A 13,821-nucleotide genomic window follows, 5' to 3' on the forward strand; every position below is an offset into this window, starting at 1 on the left:
CCGGCTACTCGCGACGCCGCGGCACCAGCGAGAACGGGTACTCGCCGAGGAGTTCGTAGCCGTCGTCGGTGACGAAAATCAGGTCCTCCAGTCTGACTCCACCCTCCTCGGGGTCGTACACGCCCGGCTCGATCGTGACCACGTGGCCGGCCGTCAGTTCGTCGTCGCTCCCCAGCGACGGCCCCTCGTGGAGGGAGACGCCGACGCCGTGGCCCGTCGAGTGGATGAACCCGACCTCGTCGGAGTCGACGCGGAAGCCGTGGGCCGCGAGTTCGGCGGCGGCCTCCTCGTGAACGGTCGAGGCGGGGACGCCGGCGGCGACCTCGTCGAGGGCGGCCTCCCGGGCGCGCTCGACGGCGAGGTATGCCCGGCGCTCCCAGCCGCCGTCGGGGTCGACGGCGAAGGTGCGCGTCACGTCGCCGTAGTAGCCGTCGGGCCCCCGGGGCGACACGTCGAGCAGCACCGTCTCGCCCGGGCGGATCACGTCGGTGCCGGTGTAGTGGAGGTCGGCGGCGGTCGCGCCCGCGCCGATAACCGTGTTCCCGGCGTCGCGGACGCCGTGGGCCGCGAGGGTCTCGTTCACCTGTCGGCGGAGGCGCTCGGTCGAGAGCACGCCGCCGTTCCAGCGGACCGCGTCGGCGTCGACGGTCGCCTCGGCGAGGATCTCCTCGCCCCGGGCGATCCCGCGGATCGCCGCGCGCTGGACGCGCCGCAGGCGATCGATCTCGGCGTCGGTCTTCGTCTCGCGGGCGCGGGCGACGGCGTCGGTCGAGGTGACCTCGTAGCCGGCCCGTTCGAGATACACGACGGCGTCGTGAGGGATCCCCTGCGGAACGAGCACGGCCCCGCCGTCGGCGCCGCGGTCGGCGAGCGCGGCGGCCGCGCGGACGCCGGCCGGATCCCCCTGGTCGCCGACGCGGACCTCGTCGCCGGGGAACTCCCGGCGCGCTTGCTTGTCGAACAGCGCCGGCGCGCACAGCGCCGTGTGGACGCCGTTGGGGTACCCGTCCGCCTCCGAGTCGCCGTCGCCGCCGCTCGCGGGCGTCGCCACGAACGCGTAGTCGCGATCCGGGCCCGAAACGCGCGTGAGCCACCGGAGGTCGTCGTCGAAGCGGTCGCCGACGGCGACGAACCCCGCGGCGTCGCGGTCGGCGAGTTCGGTCGCGAGCGGCGCGTAGCTCGTGTCGAGCGCGTCGTCGCCGGCGGCGTCGTCACCGTCGGCATCGCCGTCTCGCTGCGGGGGCATCTACGCCTCGACTTCGGGGTCGGGCGCCTCGACCGTCTCGACGATCTCGTCGACGATCTCCTGGGGGTCGCCCTCGCGGATCTCGTTGTGGAGGACCACCGAGATCGGCAACGTCGGCGCGCCGGTGACGAGGTTCTGCATGAGGACGAGCCGTTCGCGGGCGCGCGACATGCCGACGTAGAAGACCCGGCGCTCGTTGTCCGTGAGCACCGGCACCGGGCTGGTGGACTTGGTGAACTCCTCGCCGTCGCGGCCGGTCACGTCGAGCCCCTGCTGGTCGGCCTGGGCGGCCATCTGCTCGACGACCTTCTCGGTGAGGTCGGTGTTGACGAACACGTGGTCGGCCTCGCGACCCTTCGCGGAGTGGATCGTGCCGAGGCGAACCCGGTCGGGGTCCTCGCCGGCGTACTCGCCCGCGAAGTACGCCTTCACCGACTTCCGCTGGAAGCTGGTGATCTTGCGGGCCATGTCCCCGGCGGACGGTCCGTCGGGCATGAACGGGACGTACTCCTTCACGTCCTCCGGCGACAGCGGGATCTCCGCGAGGTCGTCCTCCTCCGCGGTCTCATCGACCTCGTCGAGGAAGTCGTACAGCTCGTCGCGGTCGTTGCTCCCGAACGCCGAGTCCTGGAGGATGTCCGCGAGGCGCCGGGCCTGCAGCGCCGTCAGCGCCTCGCCCTTGTCGACGGCCTCGACCGCGCGGACGTAGTCGGTGAGCCGGTCGGTCCACATCCGCTGGTCGGTGAGACACGAGAACGGGATGCCCTCGGAGATGAACTCGTCGATGAAGTCGAACATCTGGTAGCGCGCGCGGAACAGGACCATCACCGTCTCGTCGTCCGTGCTCTGGACGGTGTGGCGGACGTTCCTGACGAGATCCAGCATCGACGGGGAGTCGACCGCCTCCACTGCGCCGCCCTCCTTGCGCGGCTTGAGGTCCTTCTCCTGGCGCTTGTCGATGTGGCGGATCTCCGTGTTGACGACGTTGAGGATGTTCGAGGGGAGGCGATAGGAGTTGGGCAGCACCTCGTCCTCGTCGACCTCGGTGTCGAGCAAGAGGGCGGGGTCGGCGCCCTGCCAGGCGTACACGACCTGGTCGTCGTCGCCGGCGATGAGACACGAGTCCATGTGCGGCTTCCACTCCTCGAACACCTCGTACTGCAGCGTGGTGATGTCCTGGAACTCGTCGATCACGAGGTGGTCGACGCTGGGGAGTAGCGAGCGCTGTTTCACCCGTTCGAGCATGTCGGCGAACCCGACCAGCCCGTTGTCGCCCTTGTAGGCGCGCCACGCCCGGATCGCCTCCGGCACGTCCAGGCGGTCGTCGTCGCCGGGCCACGTCGGGGTGTACTTGTTCCCCTCCTGGGCGTTGGGGTCGATCTCCGGCGGGAGCCGGACCTCCTCGACGTCCCACTGGAACGGCACGTCGTACCAGTCGGCCACGTCACGCTTGGTGCGCTGGAGCCACTGCGAGGTGGCGATCACCTTGTTGCCGAGCGTCGTCGACCGCGCGGTGCGGCGGCCGCCGCCTGAGTACTCGTCCTCGTACTCGACGCCGTAGTCGTCGCAGAACGCCTCCTTGTCGTCCTCGCCGACCACGTCGCCCCGGGAGAGGTTCAACAGCTCGTACGCCTTCGCGTGCATCGTCGCGACGTTCCCCTGCAGGTGACGCGGGGTGGTGTCGAGACGTTCGGCGAGGCGCTCGCGCACCTCGGATGCCGCCGCGCGCGTGTACGAGACGACGAGGATGTCACGGATGTCCGCGCCCTCGTCGATGAGCCCCTCGACGCGGTCGAGGAGCGCGGTCGTCTTCCCGCTGCCCGGGCCACCGAACAGGCGGGTCACCGTCGGGTCGCTCATTACCATGCCCTCTCGTCCACGACTCATAAGCGCCGTGGCTCGCGCTCGCGGACGGACGTGTTCGGAACGGAGAAGGTCGTCTCGACGCGCTCGCGCCGCGAGCGGGCGGCGACGAGCGCGCGGGTCGGTCGGTCGGTCGTCAGCCGGTCAGTTCACCGCCTCCGGTCGCCAACCGCACACCGAGCACTCGGCCGCGTCGCCGTCGTGAAGGCCGCCACAGTCGGGACACTGTTTCTTGTTATACGACTCCTCCCATCGGGCCGTCTCCACGTCGTGGCCGCGACTGGTCAGGAACTCGTCGAACAGGTCGCCATCGGGGCTCGGTGCCGACGCCATACATGGTACGCTATACCATGGCGGGTGATATAGCTTGTGGCGACTCTCTCGTTCGTGAAATCGGCAGACGGCGGCGGGAGAGCGTCCCCACCGGCCGCGGAGTGGTCGGATCGCGGTTCGGACGCGGGCCGCGTTCGGTTCGTCCTCGGGGGCCGTCTCTCGGCGATCGTCGGTCAGCGATCGTCGGTCGCGATCGTCGCTCAGAGATCGTACAGCTTGCCGAACTTCTCCTCGACGTAGTCGAGGAAGTACTCGGCCGTCAGCGGCTCGCCGGTGGCGACCTCGACGAGTTCGTCGGTCGGATAGCGGCGGCCGTGGCGGTGGACGTGTTCGGTCATCCACTCCCACAGCGGCCGGAGGTCGCCCTCGCGGATCAGCGCGTCCACGTCGCCCAGGTCCTCGCGCATCGCGTGATCGAGCTGTGCCGCCAGCACCGAGCCGATGGTGTACCCCTGGAACGCGGCGAAGCGGCTGCTCCAGTGGATGTCCTGCAGACAGCCGTCGGCGTCGGTGTCGGGCACGACGCCGAGGTAGTCGTCCATCTTCTCGTTCCAGACGTGGGGGATCTCCTCGACGGAGACGTCGCCCTCGACGAACGCGCGGTCGATCTCACACCGGAGGATGATGTGCAGGTGGTAGGTGAGCTCGTCCGCCTCGACGCGGATGAGGTTGTCCGGGTAGATCTGGTTCACCGCCTGGTACGCCTCCCGCGCGGTGGCGTCGGTGCCGAGGTGGTCGTTCGCCTCCTCGACGAACCCCTCCCAGAACGGCTCGGTGCGCGCGACGTGGTTCTCCCAGAAGCGCGACTGGCTCTCGTGGAGGCCCGACGAGAGCGAGGCCCCCAGCGGCTCGCCGAAGCGGCCGTCCGGCAGGCCGAGCTCGTAGCTCGCGTGCCCGAACTCGTGGACGGTGGCGGTGAACGCGTCCATCGGGTCCTCGGGCTTGAAGCGTGTCGTGATGCGAGCGTCGAACTGGTTGCCGGAGGTGAACGGATGCGCGGACACGTCCAGCCGCCCGCGGTCGTCGGGGTAGTTCAGCAGATCCAGCACGGATTCCGACAGGCCGCGCTGGGTCGCGTCGTCGTAGGGACCCGCCGCGACGAACGGCGACGCGAGGTCGACGTCGGACGCCTCTATCTCCTCGATGAGGGGAACGAGCCCCGCCTTCAGTTCCTCGAAGACCTCCTCCAGCCGCTCCAGCGGGAGGTACGGCTCGCCGTCCTCGTACATGACCTCGTAGGACGGGCGATCGGGGTCGATCGCCTCGGCGCGCTCGACGTGGAGGTCCCGAAGCGTCTCCAGCGTCGGCGCGAAGCGGTCGAAGTCGTCGTCGGCCTTCGCCTCCTTCCACACTTGCTGGCTGGCGGACTGCTGCTCGGTCAGCTCCTCCACCAGTTCCTCGGGGACGCTGCGGTTGCGCTCGTGGCGTCGCCGGATCTCGCGGACGTTCGCCGCGCGCTCGCCGTCGAGGTCGGCGGCCTCGGCCGCAGCGAGCGCGTCGGCGATCCCCTCGCCCGTGAGCTTCTCGTGGGTCGTCGCCGACAGCGCCGCGAGCTGCTTCCCGCGGGCGGCGGTGCCGCCGGTCGGCATCGTCACCTGCTGGTCCCAGTAGAGGACGCCGCTGCCGCTTTCGAGGTGCGAGATGCGCTGGTACCTGTCCATGAGGTCCCGATACGCGTCGGGCGCGTCGTCGGAGACCGTCGAGTCGAGGTCGGCGTTCGGCGGTGCCATGCGAGAGGCTCCGTGTCCCGCGGTATCAAGCTCCGGGTGGCCCGCACGGATGGCCGATAGTCGGGCTGGCGGTCGGGGAGATGGCGGTCGGGAAGATACCGGCCGAGAAGACCCGGTGCCGTCACCGAGGCACCGCGCGGTCCAAGCGGTGCGGGCGCCGATCCGTTACGCGTCCCCGGCGCCGGCGGACCGCCCGAGTCGCCGGTAGCTCCGGACGAACGAGTACGCCAGCCCGATCAGTCCGCCGAGGGCCGGAACGCCGAGGCCGACGCTCACGGAGATCTCCTCGGGCGTGTTGACGTACCCGACCACGTAGGTGATCGTCCCCGGCGTGCCGACGGTGAACGACCCGACGCCGAGCGCGTCGAGGAGGAACAGGCCGCCGAAGCTCAACGCGACCAGAATGCCGACGGACGTGACCGCCGCGCCGACGAGCGCGTCCCACACGACGGCGGTCATCGAGAGCTCTCGCGGGCGGTCCGTCTCCCGACCGAGGATCCGGATCCCGGTCCTGTGGTCCTCGACGTCGACGTGCGACGGGTACCCCAGCAGCGTCATCGACATCCAGAGGTCGCCGACCGCGCCGCCCGCGTTCGCCGCGAGGGGGATGACGAGCCAGCTCCACTCGAAGACGATCAGCAGCGGGACGCCGACCGCCGTTATCCCGATCAGCGGCACGAGCAGGACGACGAGAAACTGGTCTCGGGTGAAGCGGTGGTCGGTCGTCGCGTACGCGTACGGGAGGATGAAGTGCGCGAGGCCGACGCCGTACCGCGGCTCCCCGCCGTAGTATCGGATCGCCAGCCCGTGGAGCCACTCGTGGGGAACGAGGATGACGGTGGCCAACGCGGCGACGGCCAGGACGTTCATCGGCCCCACCCACCAGGCGACATCGGCCGACGCGAACTGGAACGTCACCGCCTCGCCGGTGAACAGCTGATAGAGGGCGCCGAAGGCGGCGACCGCGACGCCGAACCCCATCGTCCCGACGACCGTCCATTGGATCGTGAGGCTTCGGGATAACTGGAGGTCGGCGAGCACGGTCTCGGGATCGCCGGAGGACGCGGTGACCATGCTCGCACCTCTCAGCGGGCTTACTAAACTGCTTGTCCGGTTCGCGCCGGACGGCTACCGCGGCCCCGCGAACGTCGCGGCGCCGTCCTCGACGATGACGCCCCGGCGGACGACGCCGTCGAGGGCCCAGCCGACCGTGTACGCGAGGGCGACGAACACGCCGTAGCCGCCGGCGAGGGAGAGGAACTGGTCCACGGTCGACGCGTCGGCGCCGAACGCGGTCGTCGACAGCAGGGTGAGGAGGACGGTGCCGACGAACACCCCGACGATGTCCCGGCCGTACATCGACAGCGGCGACACCGCGAGGGCGCCGACGGCGACGCAGGCGCCGACGAGCGCGGCGTCAGCGAGCGCCGCCGGGTCGAGCGCGCTCGCGGGCGACCCCCACGAGACGCCGAGGACCAGTTGCACCCCGACGGCGCCGGCGGTCCAGAGTGCGAACTGCGCGATCATGGAGTGGGGACTTCGGGTCATCGGGCCGGGTGAGTTCGCGGTAGCGTCGCCGGGGTGGTACTCGGGGACGCGGGCGCGGTTACTCCCGCAGTTCCTTCACGCGCTGGATGTTCCACGCGAAGGACTTGCCGTCCTCCGTCGGCGTCTCCAGCACGAGCGGCACGTCGCGCAGGTCCTCGTGGTTGACGAACGCGCGCATGCCCTCCTCGCCGATGAGCCCCTCGCCGACGTGGGCGTGCTCGTCCTTGTTCGTCCCGCACTCGTGTTTCGAGTCGTTGAGGTGGACGCACCGGAGGTGCTCCAGCCCGACGACCTCGTCGAGTTCGGCGACAGTCCCCTCGACGCCCTCGGCCGTCGAGAGGTCGTAGCCGGCGGCGAACGCGTGGGCGGTGTCGAGACAGATGTCGAGGTCCTGCTCGGAGCGCTCCAGCACCGCCGCGAGGTGCTCGAAGTCGCCGCCGAGCTTGGTGCCCGAGCCGGCGTCGGACTCGACGAGGACGGTCACGCCGTCCGGGATGTCGAGTTCGTCCAGCGCGCTGGCTGCGTTGTCGAGGCCCTGCTCGACGCCGGCGCCGGTGTGGGCGCCCAGGTGGACGTTCACGTACGGGATGCCCAGCTTGTCGGCGGCGTCGACCTCCTGTTGCATCGAGTCGACCGATTTCTCGCGGAGGTCGTCCTTCGGCGTGCAGAGATTCACGAGGTACGACGAGTGGATGACCCACGGGCCGACGCCGTGCTCGTCGCTGGCGGCGCGGAACCGCTCGGCCTCGTCGTCGTCGATGTTCGGGTCCTGCCACACCTGCGGGGAGTGGGTGAAGATCTGGCCGCAGTTGCCGCCGTCGTCGACCAGCGCGTCGACCGCGTTGTACGTGCCGCCGGCGATGGACTCGTGTGCCCCGACGCGCAGCGTCGGGTCGCTGTCTGCGCTCATACCCTCCGGTCACGAGGCGGGGGGCAAAGCGGCTTCGGAAGCGGCCGCCGAGTCGCGGCGGATCCACGGGGTTCCCGGTTCCCGCTAGTGACCACACGGCCACCGTCCCTTTCCGTCCCAACGGCATAGCCGACGGGTACACACGCCATGCAGGTCGACACGGTCGTCAGTCGCCTCGAACGCGCCTTCGAGCCCGCCCGCGAGCTGTTCGTTCCCCCGCTGTCTGACCCGCGCGTGATGGGCGCGTGGGCCGTCGTCGTCGCGGTCTCGACGGCGGTGCTGCTGTGGGACCTCCGCGAGCGCAACGAGGCGATCCCGTCGCTAATGAAGGGTGTCTGGACGCTGACGGTGCTGTACTCCGGACCGTTCGGGCTGGCGGTGTACTGGTACGCCGGTCGAACTCAGATCCCCCGCGATTCGCTGGCGCGGCGCGGTTTCCGGTCGACCGCTCACTGCTACTCAGGCTGCGGCGCCGGCGAGGTGACGGGTATCCTGCTGGCGCAGGGACTGCTCGGACTGGCGGTCGGCTGGGTCGCGGCGACGACGTTCGGGTTCGCGTACCTGTTCGGCTTCTCGTTGACCGTCGGACCCCTGCTGCAGGAGGGCGTCGGCCTCCGCGAGGCCGTCGCCGACGCGTTCTACAGCGAGACGCCGTCGATCACGGTGATGGAGGTCGTCGCGATCGGCACCGACCTCCTGCTCGCGGCCGACGCGCACGTCGGCGACCTCCTGTTCTGGGGCGCGCTGGCGTTCTCGCTGTCGATCGGCTACCTCGCCGCGTACCCGGTGAACGTCGCGCTCGTCCGCGTCGGCGTCAAGGAGGGGATGGCGAACCCGGCGGAGCTGTGACGGGAGCCGATGTCGTCCGCGACCCCGTCCGTCGCGCTCGATTATCACCCCCGACAGCGGGGACCCCACGCTTATTGACGGGACCGCCGTCCGGACCGCTACATGCCACGGTCGGACCCAAAGGATCGGCCGAGCGACCCGCTCGATGTGGGCGATCCCGCCCCCGAGTTCACCGCGACGCTCGTCACTCCCGAAGGGGAGACGCGCGAGGCGTCGCTCTCGGAGTTGCTCGACAGGCCCGTCCTCCTCAGTTTCTACACCGTCGACTTCAGCCCCGACTGCATCGAGGAGTGGTGCGCCTTCCGCGACTTCGACTGGTTCGCCTCCGGCGAGGAGGTGAACGTCGTCGGCGTCTCGAAGTCCGGCCCGCGCCTGCACCGCCAGTTCATCGACCGACTGGATCTGGGCTTCCCGCTGTACGCCGACACCGACCTCGCGATCTCGGAGGCCTTCGGCGTCGCCTACCGGACGTTCGGGGTGTTCCGCCGCTCGCGCCGCTCGTGTTTCCTCATCGACGAGGACGGCGAGATCCGCTACCGTTGGCTCGGCGAGCACTGGCTCGACCCGACGCGCGACACGCCGCCCGTCGCGGAACTCCACGAGGCGGTGCGGGCGGAACTCGGCGACGAGCCCGAGACGTTCGGGTTTTAGACGTTTTCCGGGACGATCGGTTCGCTTGACGCCGGTCGATGTTCTCGTGACCGCAACCGCGGCGACGCGACCGCACAGCCACCCGTCCGGAAGCCCCCGCGCCCGTCGGCTCCCGCGGCCCGAGCTGTGCTCCTCGCTCCCTGCGGTCGCTGCGGTGCTTGCGGGGCCGAGGTTCGCCGACGGACGCGGCCCCTTCCATTCCCTCCCTGCGGCCGTCCGGCGATCGTCGCGGTCGGACTGCCGAGCGTGTACGCGACGAGCAGTCAGCAGTCGCGACGGGCGGGCGTTCCGGTCACCGGCGTCCCGGCCGCTCGCGCACCCAGTCGTCCGATCGGTACTTCTCGTCGGCGATCTCCTCCGCCCGCGCAAGCTCCGCCTCGGTCCACTTGCCCGCCTCGGCGTCGGTCCACCCCGCCAGCGACTCCTCGAAGGCGGCGACGGCGTCCCCCCGCGTCGCGTCCGCGTAGTCCGTGATCCCCCCGACGCGCTCGGCGAACCGCTCCTCGCTCACGCCGTGGTCTCGGAAGACCGCCAGGTGCTCGCGGGGCTTCGCGTCGAACGTCACCGAGCCGTGCTGGATGACGCTCTCGTCCCGCCTGTACTGCGCGTTACCCGAGAGCTTCCGGCCGGCACCGCCGTCGGCGCACACGTCGTGGGCCGGGTGCAGCGCGCGGAGGTAGCAGGCGGGCTGATAGATCGCCGGGCGCTCCTCGTCGGCGTAGCCGGCGTCGACGCCGAGCGCGCGGAGAGCGTCGAGGACGGGCTCACACAGCAGGTGGTAGGCGTCGAGCAGCTTCCCGGGCAGCTCCTCGGCGGGCGCCGTGATCGAGTAGGAGATGTCGCCGTCGCGGTCGTGGTAGATGCCGCCGCCGCCGGTCTGCCGGCGCGTCACGTCGACTCCCGCGTCGGCGCAGTGATCCCAATCAACCGTCTCGGGATCCTGCGCGTACCCCATCGACAGACAGGAGGGCTCCCAGCGGTACACGCGGACCGTCCGCGGGCCGCCGTCGGCGGCGGTCTCGGCGGCGACCTCGTCGAGCGCCATGTTCAGCGGGCCGGGGCGCGCTTCCTCGCGGATCAGGCGCCACTCGCGGGCGGCGAGGGGGCCGCGGTCGACCCCGGCGGCGTCGCCGTCGGCGTCCGTATCGCTCATACCGACCCTCCGTCGTCGCCGGCCAAAGAGCCCCCGGTCGTCTCGCCGGGCGGCCGCGATTCGCGCGCACACCGAGCAGACGGCCGCGACGCTCGACGGGACAGCCGCCGGGTGGGACTGAAAGGGGCCGCGACGCTCGGGGAAGGCGCGGACCGACAAGCACCGCAGGGGAGCGACCGGACGGGAGCGAGCCGAGGAGCGCAGCGGCCGCACCGACCCGAGCGTCGCGGGGGCTTTCGAACCGTTCCGGTCCGACCTCACACCGACGATCCCGTACACCCCCACCACTCAGGATCGCCACGAACCCCTTTTCACCTCGCGGCGACGACACACGGGCAATGGTCGGAAACGTCGCCGAGACGATGGCCGAACTCGAGCCCGAGGACTTCTATCTCCTCTCGGGCGTCGAGCAGGGCATGCGCTTCTCGGAGTGGGTCAACGTCGAGAAGATCCCGGAGTACGCCGGACTCTCCGAGGAGAACGCCGAGTACCGGATCGACCGCTGTGCCGACCGCGACCTCATCCGGCGCAAGACGATCCAGTACGAGGGGTACCAGCTCACCTTCGAGGGGTACGACGCGCTGGCGCTGCACACGTTCGCGGAGCGCGAGACGGTCACGGGGATGGGGTCGTCGCTGGGCGTCGGGAAGGAAAGCGACGTGTACGAGGTGGAGACGTACCGCCCGATGGCGCTGAAGTTCCACCGCGAGGGGTACACCAACTTCCGCGAGGTGAACAAGGAGCGCGACTACACCAGCGACAACAACCACGTCTCCTGGCAGTACACCGCGCGCAAGGCCGCCGAGCGCGAGTACGGCGCGCTGGAGGACCTCTACCCGCAGGTCTCGGTGCCGCGGCCGATCGACCACAACCGCCACGCGATCGTGATGGAGAAGCTCCCCGGCCCGGAGCTGGCGGACGCGAAGCTCCGATCCGAGCAGGCGGTGGGGGTGCTCGATCTGGTGCTCCGGGAGATGGACCTGGCGTACCGCGCGGGCTACGTCCACGCGGACATCTCCGAGTACAACGTCGCCGTCAGCGACGACGGGATCGTGATCTTCGACTGGCCCCAGTCGGTCGAGACGGACCACGAGAACGCCGACGAACTGCTCGCGCGCGACGTGGACAACATCGTGAGCTACTTCGGGCGGAAGTACCCGAGCGAGACGCCCGACGTCGACGCCGACGCGGTCGCGGACGCGATCGTCGACGGCGAGTTCGAGTCGGTGCGCGCCTTCGCCGGGTCGGAGCCGGAAGCGTAGGCTCGAGGGGGATCGCCTCCGCCGGTCCCAGCGGGACCGCAGTGTGACCGGTCCGCACGGTGACGAGCCGAAACGGAGCCCTTACAAGCGCCTGTCCGGAACTACTGGTAACTCGCTGGCAGGTGGGCCGCCAGTGGGCACCCGGTACGCCGGGACGAAATGTGACCGCTCGGGGTCCCCCGACGCGGTTGAATCGCAAGCGCCCGCGGAGACCACCAATGGCACGAAGCTTCTACTCCCACATCAAGGAAGCCTGGCGGAACCAGGACGAGGGCAAGCTCGCGGAACTGCAGTGGCAGCGCAAGCAGGAGTGGCGCGACGAGGGCGCCATCGTCCGGATCGACCGGCCGACCCGCCTCGACAAGGCGCGCGAACTCGGCTACAAGGCCAAGCAGGGCGTCGTGATGGCGCGCGTCTCCGTCCGCAAGGGCGGCGCGCGCAAGCAGCGCCACAAGGCCGGCCGCCGAACGAAGCGCCAGGGCGTCAACCGCATCGGTCGCCGGAAGTCCATCCAGCGCATCGGCGAGGAGCGCGTCTCGCGGAAGTACCCGAACCTCCGCGTGCTCGCCTCCTACCCGGTGGGCCAGGACGGCTCCCAGAAGTGGACCGAAGTGATCCTCGTCGACCCCGAACACCCCGCGATCGAGAACGACGACGAGCTCAACTGGATCTGCGACGACTCCCAGAAGGGCCGGGCGTTCCGCGGCCTCACGAACGCCGGCAAGCGCAACCGCGGCCTGAGCCAGCGCGGCAAGGGCACCGAGAAGACCCGCCCGTCGGTGTCGCGCGGCGACCGCGGCGGAAAGTAACGCCGGCCGCAACCCAGAGACCGAACTCGAACTTTTCGCCGACGCCACCTACACAGCGGCGGCCACATCGAAGCCGGACCCGAGGAAGTGCTAAGGGCGTCTGTCTCCGAGCACCGCTCGATGCAGCCAGCGGACCGACCGGCCTCGACCGCCGACTGGCGCGCGTTCGTCTCCACGCTCCGTCGGCAGTACCGTGCGGCACGCACGCGGACGACGCTGACGGTCGTCGCGCTCACGTCGACGGTGTTTCTCCTGCAGGTGGTCGCGGCGTGGGCCACGGGAGCACCGTCGGTACGCGCGCTGACGGCGCTGCTGTACCTCGAAGGGGGCGACGCGGTGTTCCTCCTCTCGCCGTTCCTGCACCGGGGCGTCCCCCACTTCCTCACGAACGTGCTCGTCCTGCTCGTGCTCGCACCCCAGGAGCGGCACTTCTCGCCCGGCGGCTACTGGCTCTTTCTGGTCGCGGGGGCGACGCTCGCGCTCGGCGTCGGCTACGCGGTGCTGCTCGCGTACAGCCCGGCGTCGAACGTCGCCGTCTACGGGATCAGCGGGCTCGGCTACGCGCTCGGGGGGTTCGCGCTGACGCGGGGGATCGGCCACCGGGACGACATCTCCGAGCTTGATCTCGTCGCCGCCGTGGTCGGCGTGTCGTCGGTCCTCACGGTTTCGGTCGACCTCCTCGCGAACCTCCCGGGGGCGCCCGCAGCGGTGAACGGCGGGCACCTCTCGGGGCTCGTGTTCGGACTGCTGGTCGGCGCGCTGTGGCGCGGGACGCCCGGCGTGTCGGGAACCACAGACGAGTCGTAGGCTCCCCGCAGCGCTCGGCGTCGCCGACGCGCTCAGTAGTCGCCCAGCGAGGATTGCCCGCCCGACCCCCCGTCCGCCAGTCCCGACAGCTCCGCAGCCGTCCGGATCGTCTCCTCGAACGCGTCGGCCTGGTTCCGGTCGTACAGCGTCGCGGCCGGGTGGAGACACACCAGCAGGCGGACCGCCGCGTCGCCGACGCGGGCGTCGAACACCTCGCCGGCCTCCTTCGTCACGGCGACCGAGCGGCCGAGGAGGTGCTGGGAGGGCACCTTCCCGAGCGTGACGACGAGCTCGGGGTCGACGCGCGCGAGCTCCTCGGCGAGGTAGCCGCGACAGTTGTCCAGCTCCTCGCTGTGGGGGTCGCGGTTGTCCGGCGGGCGGCAGCGCACGCAGTTCGTGATGCGAACGTCGGCGCGCGCGAGCCCGACGTCGCGCAGCGCGTCGTCCAGCACGGTCCCGGAGCGGCCGACGAACGGCTCTCCCTCCTCGTCCTCGTTCGCGCCCGGCGCCTCGCCGACGAACACGAGGTCGGCGTCGGTCGGGCCGGCGCCGTTGACGATCCGCGATCGCGACTCCACGAGCGCCGGACAGCGCTCGCAGTCGGACACGCACAGGTCCGCGTCCAGCGACTGCTCGCTCATACGCGAACGCGACCCGCCG

Annotated in this window: 14 protein-coding genes; 5 read left to right on the plus strand and 9 right to left on the minus strand. The window is 70.5% G+C overall.

Features of this window, described 5'->3' with window-relative positions:
* Window positions 1–4: 4 nt before the first annotated feature.
* The 7 genes from K6T50_RS11870 to K6T50_RS11900 all read right to left on the minus strand — a co-directional run bounded on the left by K6T50_RS11870 (window position 5) and on the right by K6T50_RS11900 (window position 7,630).
* Window positions 5–1,246 carry a M24 family metallopeptidase gene (locus K6T50_RS11870; protein ID WP_222606799.1) on the minus strand — a complete coding sequence of 414 codons (1,242 nt, stop codon included), beginning with the start codon at window positions 1,244–1,246 and terminating at the stop codon, window positions 5–7.
* A complete protein-coding gene (locus K6T50_RS11875; RefSeq protein ID WP_222606800.1) occupies window positions 1,247–3,112 on the minus strand; it encodes a UvrD-helicase domain-containing protein in 1,866 nt (621 codons plus the stop codon).
* Between the two features lie 141 nt (window positions 3,113–3,253).
* A complete protein-coding gene (locus K6T50_RS11880; protein ID WP_222606801.1) occupies window positions 3,254–3,442 on the minus strand; it encodes an HVO_0416 family zinc finger protein in 189 nt (62 codons plus the stop codon).
* A gap of 200 nt (window positions 3,443–3,642) precedes the next feature.
* Window positions 3,643–5,172 carry a carboxypeptidase M32 gene (locus K6T50_RS11885; protein WP_222606802.1) on the minus strand — a complete coding sequence of 510 codons (1,530 nt, stop codon included), beginning with the start codon at window positions 5,170–5,172 and terminating at the stop codon, window positions 3,643–3,645.
* Between the two features lie 165 nt (window positions 5,173–5,337).
* The gene (locus K6T50_RS11890) at window positions 5,338–6,246 is read right to left on the minus strand and encodes a DUF3267 domain-containing protein (protein ID WP_222606803.1); all 909 of its coding nucleotides are present in this window, start codon (window positions 6,244–6,246) and stop codon (window positions 5,338–5,340) included.
* A 54-nt stretch (window positions 6,247–6,300) separates the two neighbouring features.
* Window positions 6,301–6,699, minus strand: a complete 399-nt coding sequence (locus tag K6T50_RS11895) for a hypothetical protein (protein WP_222606804.1) — start codon at window positions 6,697–6,699, stop codon at window positions 6,301–6,303.
* Window positions 6,700–6,778: 79 nt separating this feature from the next.
* Window positions 6,779–7,630 carry a deoxyribonuclease IV gene (locus tag K6T50_RS11900; protein ID WP_222606805.1) on the minus strand — a complete coding sequence of 284 codons (852 nt, stop codon included), beginning with the start codon at window positions 7,628–7,630 and terminating at the stop codon, window positions 6,779–6,781.
* Window positions 7,631–7,777: 147 nt separating this feature from the next.
* Here K6T50_RS11900 and K6T50_RS11905 point away from each other — a divergent pair, with 147 nt between their 5' ends.
* On the plus strand, window positions 7,778–8,479 hold the full coding sequence (locus tag K6T50_RS11905) for a DUF4396 domain-containing protein (RefSeq protein WP_222606806.1): 702 nt from the start codon (window positions 7,778–7,780) through the stop codon (window positions 8,477–8,479).
* Window positions 8,480–8,581: 102 nt separating this feature from the next.
* Entirely contained in the window at window positions 8,582–9,130 is a 549-nt protein-coding gene (locus tag K6T50_RS11910; protein ID WP_222606807.1) for a peroxiredoxin family protein, read from the plus strand.
* 292 nt (window positions 9,131–9,422) lie between these two features.
* On the opposite strand, the gene K6T50_RS11915 is transcribed toward K6T50_RS11910, so the two are convergent.
* On the minus strand, window positions 9,423–10,283 hold the full coding sequence (locus K6T50_RS11915) for a lipoate--protein ligase family protein (protein ID WP_222606808.1): 861 nt from the start codon (window positions 10,281–10,283) through the stop codon (window positions 9,423–9,425).
* Window positions 10,284–10,621: 338 nt separating this feature from the next.
* Between K6T50_RS11915 and K6T50_RS11920 the strand changes: the two genes are divergently transcribed.
* The 3 genes from K6T50_RS11920 (at window position 10,622) to K6T50_RS11930 (ending at window position 13,161) form a co-directional block, all read left to right on the plus strand.
* On the plus strand, window positions 10,622–11,545 hold the full coding sequence (locus tag K6T50_RS11920; protein ID WP_222606809.1) for a serine/threonine-protein kinase RIO2: 924 nt from the start codon (window positions 10,622–10,624) through the stop codon (window positions 11,543–11,545).
* Window positions 11,546–11,763: 218 nt separating this feature from the next.
* Window positions 11,764–12,354: a 50S ribosomal protein L15e gene (locus K6T50_RS11925; protein WP_222606810.1), complete on the plus strand. Its 591-nt coding sequence runs from the start codon at window positions 11,764–11,766 to the stop codon at window positions 12,352–12,354.
* 120 nt (window positions 12,355–12,474) lie between these two features.
* Window positions 12,475–13,161: a rhomboid family intramembrane serine protease gene (locus tag K6T50_RS11930; RefSeq protein WP_222606811.1), complete on the plus strand. Its 687-nt coding sequence runs from the start codon at window positions 12,475–12,477 to the stop codon at window positions 13,159–13,161.
* A gap of 32 nt (window positions 13,162–13,193) precedes the next feature.
* Here the strand turns inward: K6T50_RS11930 and K6T50_RS11935 are convergent, their stop codons facing one another.
* On the minus strand, window positions 13,194–13,802 hold the full coding sequence (locus K6T50_RS11935; protein ID WP_222606812.1) for a uracil-DNA glycosylase: 609 nt from the start codon (window positions 13,800–13,802) through the stop codon (window positions 13,194–13,196).
* Window positions 13,803–13,821: the final 19 nt, after the last annotated feature.

The sequence above is a fragment of the Halobaculum magnesiiphilum genome, from assembly GCF_019823105.1.
In the GTDB taxonomy this organism is placed as follows: Archaea; Halobacteriota; Halobacteria; order Halobacteriales; family Haloferacaceae; genus Halobaculum; species Halobaculum magnesiiphilum.

Bases quoted from the DNA above. Each gene is read 5' to 3' on its own strand.
- K6T50_RS11870 (WP_222606799.1), bottom strand. From the start codon at position 1,246: ATGCCCCCGCAGCGAGACGGCGATGCCGACGGTGACGACGCCGCCGGC.
- K6T50_RS11875 (WP_222606800.1), bottom strand. From the start codon at position 3,112: ATGGTAATGAGCGACCCGACGGTGACCCGCCTGTTCGGTGGCCCGGGC.
- K6T50_RS11880 (WP_222606801.1), bottom strand. From the start codon at position 3,442: ATGGCGTCGGCACCGAGCCCCGATGGCGACCTGTTCGACGAGTTCCTG.
- K6T50_RS11885 (WP_222606802.1), bottom strand. From the start codon at position 5,172: ATGGCACCGCCGAACGCCGACCTCGACTCGACGGTCTCCGACGACGCG.
- K6T50_RS11890 (WP_222606803.1), bottom strand. From the start codon at position 6,246: ATGGTCACCGCGTCCTCCGGCGATCCCGAGACCGTGCTCGCCGACCTC.
- K6T50_RS11895 (WP_222606804.1), bottom strand. From the start codon at position 6,699: ATGATCGCGCAGTTCGCACTCTGGACCGCCGGCGCCGTCGGGGTGCAA.
- K6T50_RS11900 (WP_222606805.1), bottom strand. From the start codon at position 7,630: ATGAGCGCAGACAGCGACCCGACGCTGCGCGTCGGGGCACACGAGTCC.
- K6T50_RS11905 (WP_222606806.1), top strand. From the start codon at position 7,778: ATGCAGGTCGACACGGTCGTCAGTCGCCTCGAACGCGCCTTCGAGCCC.
- K6T50_RS11910 (WP_222606807.1), top strand. From the start codon at position 8,582: ATGCCACGGTCGGACCCAAAGGATCGGCCGAGCGACCCGCTCGATGTG.
- K6T50_RS11915 (WP_222606808.1), bottom strand. From the start codon at position 10,283: ATGAGCGATACGGACGCCGACGGCGACGCCGCCGGGGTCGACCGCGGC.
- K6T50_RS11920 (WP_222606809.1), top strand. From the start codon at position 10,622: ATGGTCGGAAACGTCGCCGAGACGATGGCCGAACTCGAGCCCGAGGAC.
- K6T50_RS11925 (WP_222606810.1), top strand. From the start codon at position 11,764: ATGGCACGAAGCTTCTACTCCCACATCAAGGAAGCCTGGCGGAACCAG.
- K6T50_RS11930 (WP_222606811.1), top strand. From the start codon at position 12,475: ATGCAGCCAGCGGACCGACCGGCCTCGACCGCCGACTGGCGCGCGTTC.
- K6T50_RS11935 (WP_222606812.1), bottom strand. From the start codon at position 13,802: ATGAGCGAGCAGTCGCTGGACGCGGACCTGTGCGTGTCCGACTGCGAG.